This window comes from Thermoanaerobacter thermocopriae JCM 7501, assembly GCF_001310975.1.
In the GTDB taxonomy this organism is placed as follows: Bacteria; Bacillota; Thermoanaerobacteria; order Thermoanaerobacterales; family Thermoanaerobacteraceae; genus Thermoanaerobacter; species Thermoanaerobacter thermocopriae.
This window is the reverse complement of record NZ_BAZY01000040.1, coordinates 1-14,481: the sequence shown is the minus strand read 5'-3', so window position 1 is coordinate 14,481 and position 14,481 is coordinate 1. Positions and strand designations below refer to the sequence as shown.

The following is a 14,481-nucleotide window of genomic DNA, read 5'->3' as shown; positions in this document are numbered from 1 at the left end:
AAAGAGAAGCCGGGTTCAAACCTGGCTTCTTTTGAGTTAAATTTGTACTTTTTTATTTTGCTTGTGGTGATTGACAAGAAGTTATATTTATGATAAATTTGACTAAGCAGCCGAATCACCGGGAGGTGTAATAATTGAGAGTAAAAATTACGTTGGCGTGTACTGAGTGCAAGAATAGAAATTACCATACCACAAAAAATAAAAAGAATGACCCTGATAGATTAGAACTAATGAAATATTGCAAATTCTGCAAAAAGCATACCTTGCATAGAGAGACTAAGTAGGTTTTAAAATTTCAAGAGGATGTGAGGAAATGGCCGGTGAAGGAAGAAAATTTGTCAAATTTTTTAAAGATGTAAGGGCAGAAATGAAAAAGGTGACATGGCCAAGTAAAGAAAGCATGATAACTTACACTGAAATTGTACTAATAGTAATGGCTTTTTTTACAGTATTCATTTTTTTAATTGACTCAGTTTTTAGTTATCTTTTAAAGCTCATTATTAAAGTTTAAAGGAGGTTGGGGCGAGTCCCCAAGATTGACTATGTCAGAAAAAGAAAATGCAAAGTGGTATGTGGTTCATACCTATTCTGGATATGAAAACAAAGTTAAAGCTAACCTAGAAAAAATAGTAGAAAATAGAAATTTGCAGCATTTAATTCACCAAATTATTGTTCCTACGGAAAAAGTTGTTGAAATAAAAGATGGAAAAAAGAAAACTGTTGAGAAAAAAATTTTTCCGGGTTATGTTTTGGTGAAAATGATTATGACAGATGATACTTGGTATGTAGTGCGAAATACCAGGGGTGTTACAGGATTTGTAGGTCCTGGTTCTAAACCGGTACCATTGACTGAAGCAGAAGTTAGAGCTTTAGGAATAAAAGAGATTCCAACTGCAGTTGACTTTAATGTAAAAGATACGGTTAGGGTTATTTCAGGACCTTTCGAAAATTTTATTGGAGTAGTAGAAGAAATTTATCCGGAAAGACAAAAGGCGAAAGTTTTAATTTCTATGTTTGGAAGAGAGACACCGGTTGAATTTGACCTTGTACAACTTCAAAAAATATAAAAAAGTGAAAAGTCATTTTAGTTTTATAAGGAGGTGTAGTCATGGCAAAGAAAGTGGCAGCAGTTGTAAAAATACAGTTGCCAGCAGGAAAAGCTACTCCTGCGCCACCAGTAGGTACTGCGTTAGGACCTCATGGTGTTAATATAATGGCTTTTTGCAAGGAATTTAATGAAAGAACAGCCAAAGACGCAGGGCTAATAATTCCTGTTGTTATTACAATATATTCGGATAGGTCCTTTAGTTTTATAACTAAAACTCCACCGGCGGCTGTGCTACTTAAAAAGGCAGCTGGAATAGAATCAGGTTCTCCGCAACCTAATAAACAAAAAGTTGGGAAAATTACAAAAGAGCAGCTCAGAGAAATTGCTGAAATCAAGATGAGGGATTTGAATGCTTCTGATATAGAAGCTGCTATGCGAATGATAGCAGGTACTGCAAGAAGCATGGGTATAGAGATTGTATAAAAATAAGTGGGAGGAAAGTCCGATAATACCACAAGGAGGTTAGAAAATTGAAACGCGGAAAAAAATATTTAGAGAGCTTAAAGTTATATGACAAGACACAACAATATTCCAGTGATGAAGCAATGGATATTGTTTTGAAAACTGCAAAAGCGAATTTTGACGAAACTATTGATTTAGCCGTAAGATTAGGTGTTGACCCAAGGCACGCTGACCAACAAGTAAGAGGTACAGTAGTACTTCCTCATGGAACAGGAAAAAGTGTGAAAGTATTAGTTTTTGCAAAAGGTGAAAAAGCTAAAGAAGCAGAAACAGCTGGTGCTGATTATGTTGGAGCAGAAGAATTAGTGGCAAAAATACAAAATGAGAATTGGTTTGATTATGATGTTGTAGTGGCAACCCCTGACATGATGGGAGTTGTAGGTAGATTAGGTAAAATATTAGGACCAAAAGGATTAATGCCAAATCCTAAATCAGGTACTGTGACGTTTGATTTAGAAAAAGCTATTAAAGAAATTAAAGCTGGTAAAATTGAGTATAGGGTAGATAAAGGAGGCATAATTCACGTTCCCATAGGGAAAAAATCCTTTGGGAAAGAAAAGTTATTAGAAAATTTCAGGACAGTTATGGATGCTATAATCAAGTCCAAACCGGCAGCTACAAAAGGACAATACATCAAAAGTGTAGTGTTATCTTCTACAATGGGTCCAGGTGTGAAGGTTAATCCTTTAAAGATTTTTTAATAAAAGTTGTTGACTATTAACGAGATGTAATGTATAATAAGTGACGTTGAAATTGAATACGAAAGACCGTAGACAGTGGGTGTGCTATTGCACGTAAATCCCACCGAGGTTTTTTAAAATAAATTCCCAAAGGGGATCCTCATGTCTACGGGATCCTTTTTAAATTTTTAAGGAGGTGGGAAGGTGGGAACCACAAAAGAGAAAAAGCAACAAATCGTAGCAGAATTTAAAGACAAATTGTCACGAGCGCAAACTGTGATTTTTTCAAGCTTTAGTGGACTAACTGTAGAAGATGATACAATTTTAAGGCGTAAATTTAGAGAAGCTAATTCTGAGTACAAAGTCTACAAAAATACTTTAATGACTATTGCAGCTAAGGAACTAGGTTATGGAGATGATTTAATTAAGTATTTTGAAGGACCAACTTCTGTAGCTTTTGGATATGATGATCCTGTTGCGCCTGCTAAAGTTCTTGTGGAATTTATGAAAGATCACAAGGGTATTGAGTTAAAAGCAGGTCTTGTAAATGGAAAGTTAGTGACAGTTGAGGAAATTAAGGCTTTAGCAAAGCTTCCTTCAAGGGAAGAGCTTGTGGCGAAAGCTTTGGGCAGCATGAAAGCTCCTATTACCAACCTTGTTTTTGTGTTGTCTGGTACTTTGAGAAGCCTGCTTTATGCTTTAAATGCAGTGAAAGAGAAAAAGCAAGCTGAAGCTTGAAAATAAAAAAATTTTAAGATGGAGGTAGAAAAAATGAGCAAAGAGGAAATTTTGGAAGCCATAAAAAATATGACAGTTTTAGAATTAGCCGAGTTGGTAAAAGCTTTGGAGGAAGAATTTGGTGTATCTGCGGCAGCTCCTCTAGTAACAGCAGCACCAACAGCTGGAGCACCAGCAGCTGGAGCACCAGCTGAAGAAAAAACAGAATTTGATGTTATTTTACAGGAAGTAGGTAGTGACAAGATAAAAGTTATCAAGGTTGTAAGAGAAGTAACAGGTTTAGGGCTAAAAGAAGCAAAAGATTTAGTAGAAAGTGCTCCAAAGCCGGTTAAAGAAGGAGTAAGCAAGGATGAGGCAAATCAAATCAAAGCAAAATTCGAAGAAGTTGGTGCAAAAGTAGAAATAAAATAAGGGCAAAAGTTTGCCTTATTTTTTATGGGGAATTGTTGACATAAATCTACTCTTGTGCTATTATAATAAATTGCATTAATAGTCGCCTTTTTTATTTGTCAATATATGTATAAGATGAGGACTGCTGGTGAATAATAATGGTAAAATAGGGTTATTTTATGCGAAATCCAAAAGTTTTTAAACTTTTGGTAATTTACATTTTTTAAGGGGTGAAACGGATGGTACGTCCTGTACAAGTGGGCAACAAGACAAGAATGAGCTTTGCCAAAATTGATGAAGTTCTACAGATGCCCGACCTTATTGAAGTTCAAAAGAAGTCCTACAAATGGTTTTTAGAGGAGGGATTGAGAGAAGTTTTTAGAGAAATTTCCCCAATAGAGAGCTTTACGGGAAATTTGGCTTTGGAATTTGTGGATTATAGATTAGAAAATACCCCCAAGTATTCTGTAGAAGAATGTAAAGATAGAGACACTACATATGCAGTACCGATGAAAGTTAAAGTGCGTCTTACCAATAGGGAAACAGGGGAAATTAAGGAATCTGAAGTATTTATGGGGGATTTCCCATTAATGACCGAAAAAGGTACTTTTATCATAAATGGAGCAGAACGTGTAATTGTAAGTCAGTTAGTGAGATCTCCCGGAGTATATTATGAACAGCAGTTTGATAAATTTGGCAAAAGATTAATTTCTGCAACTGTAATTCCAAATAGAGGAGCTTGGCTAGAATATGAAGAAGATTCAAATGATGTAGTATATGTTAGAATTGACAGGACGAGGAAAGTTCCAATTACCGTATTATTAAGGGCTTTGGGATATAGTAGTGATATTCAAATTCTTGACCTTTTAGGGGAAGAAGAAAAACTTAAGGCTACTTTAGATAAAGATACTACAAAATCAGAAGAAGAGGCTTTAATAGAAATTTATAAAAGATTAAGACCAGGGGAGCCGCCTACTGTTGAGAGTGCCAAAAGCCTTTTATATGCGCTATTTTTTGATGCAAAAAGGTATGATTTGGCAAAGGTAGGACGCTATAAATTTAATAAAAAACTTGCGTTAAAAGCGAGAATTGCAAACTTAAAAAAGTGCAAAAAAAAATTGTCAATCCTGTTACAGGTGAGATATTAGTAGAGGAAGGAGAAAAAATTTCAAAAGAAAAGGCAGAAGAAATTCAAAATTGTGGTATAAATGAAGTAGAAGTTTTAGTAGAAGGTAAGGTAGTGAAAGTAATAGGCAATAATACGGTAGACATAAATAAATATCCTATGCCTTATGATGTGTCTAGCTTAAATATAAAAGAAGCCGTAAATTTAAGTGTGTTGAAAGAAATACTAGACAATTTCTCCGATGAAGAGGCAGTGATAAATGAAATAAAAAATAGAATAGATGAACTTATTCCTAAGCATATTACTAAGGATGACATTATAGCTACTGTAAATTATCAATTAAATTTAGCCTATGGAATAGGTTCGATAGATGATATAGATCACTTAGGAAATAGGAGACTCAGGTCTGTAGGAGAGTTATTGCAAAACCAATTTAGAATTGGACTTGCGAGATTAGAAAGAGTAGTCAAAGAAAGAATGACAATCCAAGATGTGAATGAAATTACTCCTCAAAACCTTATAAATATTCGTCCGGTTGTTGCAGCCATTAGAGAATTTTTTGGAAGTTCACAACTTTCTCAATTTATGGACCAAACTAATCCTTTGTCAGAACTTACTCATAAAAGAAGAGTAAGTGCTTTAGGTCCCGGTGGTCTTAGCCGAGAAAGAGCAGGATTTGAGGTAAGAGATGTGCACTATTCCCACTATGGAAGAATTTGTCCTATTGAAACTCCTGAAGGACCAAACATAGGTTTGATTGGATCTTTGACTACTTATGCTCGCGTTAATGAATATGGATTTATCGAAGCTCCGTACAGGAAAGTAGATAAGACAACAGGTACAGTTACAGATGAAATTGTATATATGACTGCAGATGAAGAAGATGAATATATTATAGCTCAGGCTAATGAACCATTAGATGAAAACAACAGATTTATTAATGATAAAGTGGTATGTAGATTAAAAGAAGAGATAATAGCTGTACCTCCAACTGAAGTGGATTTCATGGACGTTTCACCAAAACAGATAGTGTCTGTGGCTACTTCTTTGATCCCTTTCTTGGAAAATGATGATGCTAATAGAGCCTTGATGGGTTCTAACATGCAAAGGCAGGCAGTACCACTTATAAAAACGGAAGCACCAATAATTGGAACAGGTATAGAATATAAGGCGGCTGTTGATTCTGGCGTAGTAGTATTAGCGAAAAACGATGGAGTAGTAGAAAAGGTAACTGCTGATAAAGTTGTAATTAGAACAAAGGATGGTAGAAAAGATGAGTATAATTTACTTAAATTTAAGAGGTCAAACCAGGGAACTTGTATAAACCAAAGACCTATTGTAAATGAAGGAGATGAAGTCAAAAAAGGGCAAGTTATATGCGATGGACCTTCTACTGACCATGGTGAACTCGCTCTTGGAAAAAATGTTTTAGTAGGATTTATGCCTTGGGAAGGTTACAATTATGAAGATGCTATTTTGATAAGTGAAGAATTGGTAAGGATGATTCTTTAACTTCTATTCACATTGAGGAATACGATGCAGAAGCTAGAGATACTAAACTAGGTCCAGAAGAGATTACGAGAGAAATCCCGAATGTAGGGGAAGACGCTTTAAAAGATTTAGATGAGAGAGGTATAATACGCATAGGTGCGGAAGTTACAGCTGGTGACATATTGGTAGGTAAAGTTACTCCAAAAGGTGAGACGGAACTTACGGCTGAAGAAAGACTTTTAAGAGCTATTTTTGGAGAAAAAGCAAGAGAAGTAAGAGATACTTCTTTGCGCGTTCCTCATGGTGAGTCAGGTATAGTTGTGGATGTTAAAGTTTATTCCAGAGAAAATGGTGATGAATTGCCGCCAGGAGTCAACCAAATGGTAAGAGTATTTGTCGCTCAAAAGAGGAAAATTGCCGTTGGAGATAAAATGGCAGGTCGTCATGGTAACAAAGGTGTTATTTCAAGAATACTTCCGATAGAAGATATGCCATTTTTGCCAGACGGTACACCTTTGCAGATATGCTTAAATCCATTAGGTGTTCCATCCCGCATGAACATTGGTCAGGTTTTAGAAGTTCACTTGGGCCTTGTGGCAAAGGCGTTGGATGGGAGATTATTACACCTGTTTTTGATGGAGCAACGGAAGACGATATACAAGAACTTTTGACTAAATCGGGTTTTTCTCCAGATGGCAAAGTACAATTGTACGATGGAAGAACAGGTGAACCATTTGATAATAAAGTTACAGTAGGTTATATGTACATGCTGAAGCTTCACCACTTAGTCGATGATAAGATGCATGCAAGGTCTACTGGACCATATTCTTTAGTTACTCAGCAACCTTTGGGTGGAAAAGCTCAGTTTGGTGGACAAAGATTTGGTGAGATGGAAGTATGGGCACTAGAGGCATATGGTGCAGCTCATACTTTACAGGAGATTTTAACGGTAAAGTCTGACGATGTAGCAGGTCGTGTAAAAACTTATGAAGCTATTGTCAAAGGTGAAAACATACCAGAACCAGGTATTCCAGAATCTTTTAAGGTACTTGTTAAAGAACTTCAAAGCTTAGCATTGGATGTCAAAGTTATTACGGAAGATAATCAAGAAATTCCGCTGAAAGAATTTGAAGAGGATGACGATTCTGATGTGCCGGATGCTACTTTGAATATCAACATAGAAGGTCGCGAAGATACGCCGCCAGAAGAAGTATATGAAGAAAGTTACGAAGAAGAGACCGAAGATTTGCCAGAGGATATTGACTTTGAGCCTGATAGCTTTGACATAGAAAATAATGATTTAGATTTAGAAGATTTTGATATTTGATTGGTTAAAACCAAAATTTATTGAAGAAAGGAGCGACACTCCTTGTTTCAGTTAAAAAATTTTGAAGCTATTAAAATAGGATTGGCATCTCCTGAAAAAATAAGAGAATGGTCAAGAGGCGAGGTGAAAAAACCTGAAACTATCAATTATAGAACGTTAAAACCGGAAAGAGATGGTCTTTTTTGTGAAAGAATTTTTGGGCCTACTAAAGACTGGGAATGTCATTGTGGCAAATATAAAAGAGTAAGATACAAGGGTGTAGTTTGTGATAGATGTGGTGTTGAGGTGACAAGGTCTAAGGTTAGAAGGGAAAGGATGGGGCACATTGAGCTTGCTGCCCCTGTTGCCCATATATGGTATGTAAAGGGAATTCCTAGTAGAATGGGCCTCCTTCTTGATATGTCCCCAAGAGCCTTGGAAAAAGTGTTATACTTTGTATCATATGTGGTTATTGACCCAGGGGATACTCCTCTTACTAAAAAGCAGTTATTGTCAGAGAAAGAGTACAGAGAATATTTGGATAAATATGGACATAGATTTAGAGCGGGGATGGGAGCAGAAGCTGTAAAGGAATTGTTACAGGAAATAGATTTAGAAAAATTAAGCAAAGAATTGAAGGCTGAAATAAGGGAATCTACTGGTCAAAAAAGGGTAAGAGCGATTAGAAGATTAGAGGTAGTGCAAGCTTTTATAGATTCAGGAAATCGCCCTGAATGGATGATTTTAGATGTTATACCTGTAATTCCTCCTGATTTGAGACCTATGGTGCAGTTGGATGGTGGGCGGTTTGCAACTTCAGACCTTAATGATTTGTACAGAAGAGTAATCAACAGAAATAATAGATTGAAGAAACTTTTAGACTTAGGGGCTCCGGATATTATAGTGAGAAATGAAAAAAGAATGTTGCAAGAAGCAGTAGATGCCTTGATAGATAATGGAAGAAGAGGAAGGCCTGTTACAGGTCCTGGCAACAGACCTTTAAAATCCCTTTCTGATATGTTAAAAGGTAAGCAAGGAAGATTCAGACAAAATCTTTTAGGTAAGAGGGTAGATTATTCAGGGCGTTCCGTTATAGTAGTAGGGCCAGAACTTAAGGTTTATCAATGTGGTTTGCCAAAAGAAATGGCATTAGAACTTTTTAAGCCTTTTGTAATGAAGAAGTTAGTAGACGAGGGTTTGGCGCAGCATATAAAAAGCGCTAAGAGGATGGTTGAAAAAGTAAAGCCTGAGGTGTGGGATGTATTAGAGGAAGTTATTAAAGAACATCCTGTGTTGTTAAACAGAGCTCCTACCCTCCACAGATTGGGTATTCAAGCTTTTGAGCCGGTGTTGGTTGAAGGAAGAGCTATAAAGCTTCATCCCCTTGTATGTACAGCTTATAATGCAGACTTTGATGGTGACCAGATGGCTGTCCATGTGCCCCTTTCAATGGAAGCTCAAGCTGAAGCAAGATTTTTAATGCTAGCTGCTAATAACATACTCAAGCCTCAAGATGGAAACCTGTTATGACGCCTACTCAAGACATGGTATTAGGTTGCTATTATTTAACAGCAGATGAAGATGGAGTTCCAGGCGAGGGTAAGTATTTTTCAAGTCCTGAAGAAGCTATTATGGCATACCAACTGGGATACATTCACATTCATGCGAAGATAAAAGTAAAAATGACAAAAGAAATTGATGGAGTTAAAAAATCGAAAATAATTGAGACAACAGTGGGAAAAATTCTATTTAATGAAGCAATTCCGCAGGATTTAGGTTATGTAGATAGATCTAATCCTGAAACTGCTTTTGACTTAGAAATTAATGATTTAGTAGATAAATCTAAATTGGGGAAAATTTTAGATAGAGTATACAGATTACACGGACCAACAAAAACAGCAGAAACTCTTGATAAAATCAAAGAGTTAGGATTTAGATATTCTACAAAAGCAGCCATTACTGTTAGCGTATCTGACATGGTAATACCCAAAGAAAAAGAGAAGCTTCTAAAAGAAGCAGATGAAATGGTAAGTAAGATTGAAAGCCAATTCAGACGTGGTCTCATATCTGAGGAAGAGAGATATGAGAGCATAATAAAAACATGGAATATGACTACAGAAAAAGTTACAGAGGCTTTGATGGCGAGTTTGGACAAATTTAATCCTATATTTATGATGGCTCATTCAGGAGCAAGGGGAAGTAAAAACCAGATAAGACAGTTAGCAGGCATGAGGGGCTTATGCAGATCCTTCAGGAAGAATTATTGAGCTTCCTATAAGGTCTAACTTTAGAGAAGGTCTTAATGTGTTGGAATTCTTCATATCTACTCACGGTGCAAGGAAAGGTCTTGCGGACACAGCTTTAAGGACTGCAGATTCTGGTTATTTAACAAGAAGATTAGTTGATGTTAGCCAAGATGTAATAGTCAGGGAAGAAGATTGTGGAACTGATGAGGGAATTTATGTAGAAGAAATAAGAGAAGGAAACGAAATAATTGAAAGATTAACTGACAGAATAATAGGAAGAATTGCAGCTGAAGATGTTGTTGATAATGAAGGTAATATAATTGTCAGAAGAAATGAATTGATAAACGAAGTGGAAGCAGAAAAGATAGAAAAAGCAGGTATTACTAAAGTAAAAATAAGGTCACTTTTGACATGCAGGTCGAGACATGGCGTATGTAGGATGTGCTATGGCAGAGACCTTGCAACAGGAGAACTTGTAAATATAGGCGAAGCAGTGGGAATTATTGCTGCACAGGCTATAGGTGAACCAGGTACACAGCTTACTATGAGAACATTCCATACGGGTGGTGTAGCAGGTTTTGACATTACACAAGGTCTTCCAAGAGTAGAAGAACTTTTTGAAGCAAGAAAACCAAAAGGACTTGCTGTAATTTCTGAAATTTCCGGTGTTGTAAGAATTAATGAGTCAAAGAAAAGAAGAGAAGTCATTGTAACGGATGAAGAAAACAATATTTCTAAGACTTATCTCATTCCTTATGGTTCAAGACTTAAAGTTCATGATGGCCAAGTGATTCAAGCTGGGGATGAGTTGACGGAAGGGTCTGTAAATCCTCATGACCTTTTGAAGATAAAAGGAATATTTGCAGTACAGACTTATTTGCTACAAGAAGTCCAAAAGGTTTATAGATTGCAGGGTGTTGAAATAAATGATAAGCACATTGAAGTAATAATAAGGCAGATGATGAGAAAAGTAAAAGTAGAAGACCCAGGTGATACTTCAATGCTTCCTGGAGAGCTTATAGATATGTTTAAATTCGAAGAGGAAAACAAAAAAGCGGTTGAAAAGGGATTACGGCCTGCTACTGGAAGAAGAGCACTTTTGGGGATTACAAAGGCGGCTCTGGCAACAGATTCTTTCTTATCAGCTGCTTCTTTCCAGGAGACGACGAGGGTGCTTACAGATGCAGCTATAAAAGGTAAAGTAGATCCGCTTTTGGGATTAAAAGAAAATGTGATAATAGGTAAACTAATTCCTGCTGGAACAGGTTTGTCACGTTATAGAAATATTTCTGTTGTTAAAAAAGTTAAGGATCAACAGAAAGGACAAGATAACGAAAAAGAAGAGACAGAGACAAAAGCAAGTAACTAAAGGTTTGGAATGAAATGTGCGTATAAAATTTCTGCTGGATGAAGTAGCACATATAAATTACCTACAAAATCTTAACACGAACCAATGAAATTCTACTGTTGACAGCTAAACTGCTTAATGATAAAATTATTAAGTGTGTTAAAGACCGCTGTCTGATAGGAGGAAGGTAAATGGCGGGACAAGATTGCCCTTCTAAGCGGGTGGTTGGAGCGAAGCAGACTTTAAAAGCGATAACGAATGGTAATGTTCTGAAGGTCTACATTGCAAAAGATGCGGAAGAACACGTTACTAAGAGAATAAAAGAATTATGTGAGGAAAATTCAATTAAAATAGTGTACATCGATACTATGAAAGAACTTGGGGTAATGTGTGGTATTGATGTAGGCGCTGCTGCTGCAGCGGATATTATAGTTGAAAAGAAATAATTACCCCTTTAAGGGGTAATTATTTCTTGATTTATTTGGAAGGAGGTGCGACGATGCCAACGATAAATCAATTGGTTAGATATGGAAGAAAACCGGTAAAATATAAATCTGCTGCTCCAGCTTTAGAGGGTAATCCTCAGAAGAGAGGAGTTTGTGTTGTAGTAAAGACTACAACTCCTAAAAAACCAAATTCAGCGCTACGAAAAATAGCAAGGGTAAGACTGACAAATGGTACTGAGGTTACAGCTTACATTCCTGGTATAGGTCACAATTTGCAGGAACACTCTGTAGTTTTAGTAAGAGGAGGAAGGGTTAAAGACCTACCGGGTGTAAGGTATAAGATTATCAGGGGAGCCTTGATGCGGCGGGTGTTGCCAATAGGAAACAGGCTCGTTCAAGATATGGCGCTAAAAAGCCTAAAAAGTAAAATGAGAGTAAAAGGAAATATAAATGTTCTTCCTTAGAGTTGATAATTGTAAAGTTTTTACACAAAAGGAGGGAAAAGGATGCCAAGAAAAGGTCAGGCAGAAAGAAGAGAGGTCCTTCCTGATCCTGTATATAATAGCAAAAAAGTTTCAAAACTAATTAATAAGGTAATGTGGGATGGCAAAAAGAGCTTGGCTCAAAAAATTTGTTATGGAGCTTTTGACATAATAAGAGAAAAGACAGGAAGAGATCCTCTCGAGGTTTTTGAAGAGGCTTTAAATAATGTTATGCCTGTTCTTGAAGTAAGACCACGAAGAGTAGGTGGTGCTACTTACCAAGTTCCTATGGAAGTAAGACCAGAAAGAAGGTTATCTCTTGGGATAAGATGGCTTGTTGAGTATGCGCGACAAAGAAATGGCAAATCTATGATGGAAAAGTTAGCAGCAGAAATAATGGATGCTGCGAACAACACTGGTGGAAGTGTTAAGAAGAAAGAAGATACCCATAAGATGGCAGAAGCTAATAAAGCCTTTGCTCATTATAGATGGTAGTTTTCTATAGGGAGTAGTGAATCTAGGAGACAAGAAAGGAGGATGGAAGATGCCAAGAGATTACAGCTTAGATAAAGTTAGGAACATTGGTATTATGGCGCATATAGATGCAGGGAAAACCACTACTACCGAGCGAATACTTTTTTATACAGGGAAAGTCCATAAGTTAGGAGAAGTCCATGAAGGTACTGCTACAATGGACTGGATGGCCCAAGAGCAGGAAAGAGGTATAACCATAACTTCTGCGGCTACTACTTGTTATTGGAAAGGTCATAAGATAAACATTATTGATACGCCAGGACACGTGGACTTTACTGTAGAAGTTGAAAGGTCTCTTAGAATATTAGACGGAGCTGTTGCGGTTTTTTCTGCAAAAGAGGGTGTTGAGCCTCAATCTGAGACTGTGTGGAGACAGGCTGACAAATATCATGTGCCAAAAATTGCCTATGTTAATAAAATGGATATAATAGGCGCTGACTTTTTCAATGTAATAAAAATGATAAAAGAAAGATTGGGGGCTAATCCTGTAGCTATACAAATTCCTATAGGGAAAGAAGATACCTTCAAAGGGATTGTAGATTTGGTTAAAATGGAAGCAATAATATATGAGGATGAGTTAGGAACTGTAATGGATGAAACTGAAATACCTGACGAGTTAAAAGATTTGGCTGAAGAGTATAGAGAAAAGTTATTAGAAGCAGTTTCTGAGCAAGATGAAACCATTTTAGAAAAATATTTAGAAGGAGAAGAAATAACTGAAGAGGAGATACACACAGCCTTAAGAAAAGGAACTATAAATGGTGATTTAGTCCCAGTCGTCTGTGGATCTTCCTACAAAAACAAAGGAATTCAGCCAATGCTGGATGCGATAGTGAGATATCTTCCTTCTCCACTTGATTTGCCACCGGTAAAAGGCATGGCATTAGGCACAGGGGAAGAAATAGAGAGGAAAGCTGATGATTCAGAACCTTTTTCAGCGCTAGCATTTAAAATTATGGCGGACCCTTACGTAGGCAAACTTGCTTTCTTTAGAGTATATTCAGGGACTTTGAGTGCGGGGTCTTATGTTTTAAATTCCACAAAAGGTAAAAAAGAAAGAATAGGTAGAATTCTTCAAATGCATGCAAACCACAGACAAGAAATGGAGGCTGTTTACACAGGCGATATAGCTGCAGCTGTTGGGCTGAAAGATACTACAACAGGAGACACTCTCTGTGATGAGAATCATCCAATACTTTTAGAATCAATGGATTTTCCAGAGCCAGTTATTTCAGTTGCTATAGAACCTAAGACTAAAGCTGCTCAAGAGAAAATGACTATGGCATTATTAAAGCTAGCTGAAGAAGACCCAACCTTCAAGACATATACTGATCAAGAAACGGGGCAGACAATAATAGCTGGTATGGGAGAATTGCACTTGGAGATAATTGTCGATAGGTTAAGAAGGGAATTTAATGTTGATTGTAATGTAGGTAAGCCTCAAGTTGCATACAAAGAGACTATTACTAAACCGGTCAAAATTGAAGGGAAATTTATTAGGCAATCCGGCGGACGCGGTCAGTATGGTCATGTATGGTTGGAGATGGAACCAGCTCCTCGTGGAGAAGGTTATACCTTTGAAAATCGCATTGTGGGAGGAGTTATTCCAAAAGAATATATTCCCGCAGTTGACGCAGGTATTCAAGAAGCTATGCAAAACGGTGTCCTTGGAGGATATCCTGTTATCGATGTAAAAGTGGCATTGGTAGACGGATCTTACCATGAAGTTGACTCATCGGATATGGCATTTAAAATAGCTGGTTCTATAGCATTTAAAGAAGGTATGAAAAAGGCAAACCCTGTTCTTTTGGAACCTATCATGAAAGTGGAGGTTGTTGTTCCAGAAGAATACATGGGAGATATAATAGGAGATATAAATTCAAGACGTGGAAGAGTCGAGGGAATGGAAGCAAGAGCTGGAGCTCAAGTTATAAGAGCATTTGTACCACTAGCTGAAATGTTTGGATATGCTACTGATTTAAGGTCAAAAACTCAAGGAAGAGGAACTTACACTATGCAGTTCCATCACTATGAAGAAGTTCCTAAAAATATTGCTGATCAAATTTTAGAAAAGAAATAAAGGAGGAAAAAAGGATGGCGAAGCAAAAATTTGAGAGGACAAAA

Annotated in this window: 10 protein-coding genes, 3 pseudogenes and 1 other annotated feature; all 13 genes and pseudogenes read left to right on the top strand. The window is 37.0% G+C overall.

All coding sequences use genetic code 11. The annotated features are described in order from the left end of the window. The first annotated feature begins 134 nt into the window (after positions 1–134). The 13 genes and pseudogenes from rpmG to fusA all read left to right on the top strand — a co-directional run bounded on the left by rpmG (position 135) and on the right by fusA (position 14,437). A complete protein-coding gene (rpmG, locus tag JCM7501_RS12800) occupies positions 135–284 on the top strand; it encodes a 50S ribosomal protein L33 (protein ID WP_004402360.1) in 150 nt (49 codons plus the stop codon). A 29-nt stretch (positions 285–313) separates the two neighbouring features. Next, positions 314–511 carry a preprotein translocase subunit SecE gene (gene secE, locus JCM7501_RS11330; protein ID WP_028992513.1) on the top strand — a complete coding sequence of 66 codons (198 nt, stop codon included), beginning with the start codon at positions 314–316 and terminating at the stop codon, positions 509–511. Between the two features lie 31 nt (positions 512–542). Next, the gene (gene nusG / locus JCM7501_RS11325; protein WP_028992514.1) at positions 543–1,067 is read left to right on the top strand and encodes a transcription termination/antitermination protein NusG; all 525 of its coding nucleotides are present in this window, start codon (positions 543–545) and stop codon (positions 1,065–1,067) included. 41 nt (positions 1,068–1,108) lie between these two features. Beyond that, the gene (gene rplK / locus JCM7501_RS11320; RefSeq protein ID WP_012995925.1) at positions 1,109–1,531 is read left to right on the top strand and encodes a 50S ribosomal protein L11; all 423 of its coding nucleotides are present in this window, start codon (positions 1,109–1,111) and stop codon (positions 1,529–1,531) included. A 47-nt stretch (positions 1,532–1,578) separates the two neighbouring features. Then, positions 1,579–2,271, top strand: coding sequence for a 50S ribosomal protein L1 (gene rplA, locus JCM7501_RS11315; RefSeq protein WP_012995924.1), 693 nt, complete (start codon positions 1,579–1,581; stop codon positions 2,269–2,271). A gap of 48 nt (positions 2,272–2,319) precedes the next feature. Next, positions 2,320–2,442, top strand: a sequence feature (ribosomal protein L10 leader region). Positions 2,443–2,454: 12 nt separating this feature from the next. Beyond that, a complete protein-coding gene (gene rplJ / locus JCM7501_RS11310) occupies positions 2,455–2,988 on the top strand; it encodes a 50S ribosomal protein L10 (protein WP_012995923.1) in 534 nt (177 codons plus the stop codon). A 33-nt stretch (positions 2,989–3,021) separates the two neighbouring features. Further along, positions 3,022–3,399 (top strand): 50S ribosomal protein L7/L12, encoded by a 378-nt coding sequence (rplL, locus tag JCM7501_RS11305; protein WP_028992515.1) that lies wholly within the window; start codon positions 3,022–3,024, stop codon positions 3,397–3,399. A gap of 218 nt (positions 3,400–3,617) precedes the next feature. Continuing rightward, positions 3,618–7,322: pseudogene (rpoB, locus tag JCM7501_RS11300) on the top strand (DNA-directed RNA polymerase subunit beta). A 42-nt stretch (positions 7,323–7,364) separates the two neighbouring features. Beyond that, positions 7,365–10,916, top strand: a pseudogene (gene rpoC / locus JCM7501_RS11295) (DNA-directed RNA polymerase subunit beta'). Between the two features lie 170 nt (positions 10,917–11,086). Further along, positions 11,087–11,341, top strand: coding sequence for a ribosomal L7Ae/L30e/S12e/Gadd45 family protein (locus JCM7501_RS11290; protein WP_028992518.1), 255 nt, complete (start codon positions 11,087–11,089; stop codon positions 11,339–11,341). A 53-nt stretch (positions 11,342–11,394) separates the two neighbouring features. Further along, positions 11,395–11,768, top strand: a pseudogene (gene rpsL / locus JCM7501_RS11285) (30S ribosomal protein S12). Positions 11,769–11,847: 79 nt separating this feature from the next. Next, complete coding sequence (gene rpsG, locus JCM7501_RS11280) at positions 11,848–12,318, top strand: 30S ribosomal protein S7 (RefSeq protein ID WP_028992519.1); 471 nt, start codon at positions 11,848–11,850, stop codon at positions 12,316–12,318. A gap of 49 nt (positions 12,319–12,367) precedes the next feature. After that, a complete protein-coding gene (gene fusA / locus JCM7501_RS11275) occupies positions 12,368–14,437 on the top strand; it encodes an elongation factor G (RefSeq protein ID WP_028992520.1) in 2,070 nt (689 codons plus the stop codon). Positions 14,438–14,481 lie beyond the last annotated feature (44 nt).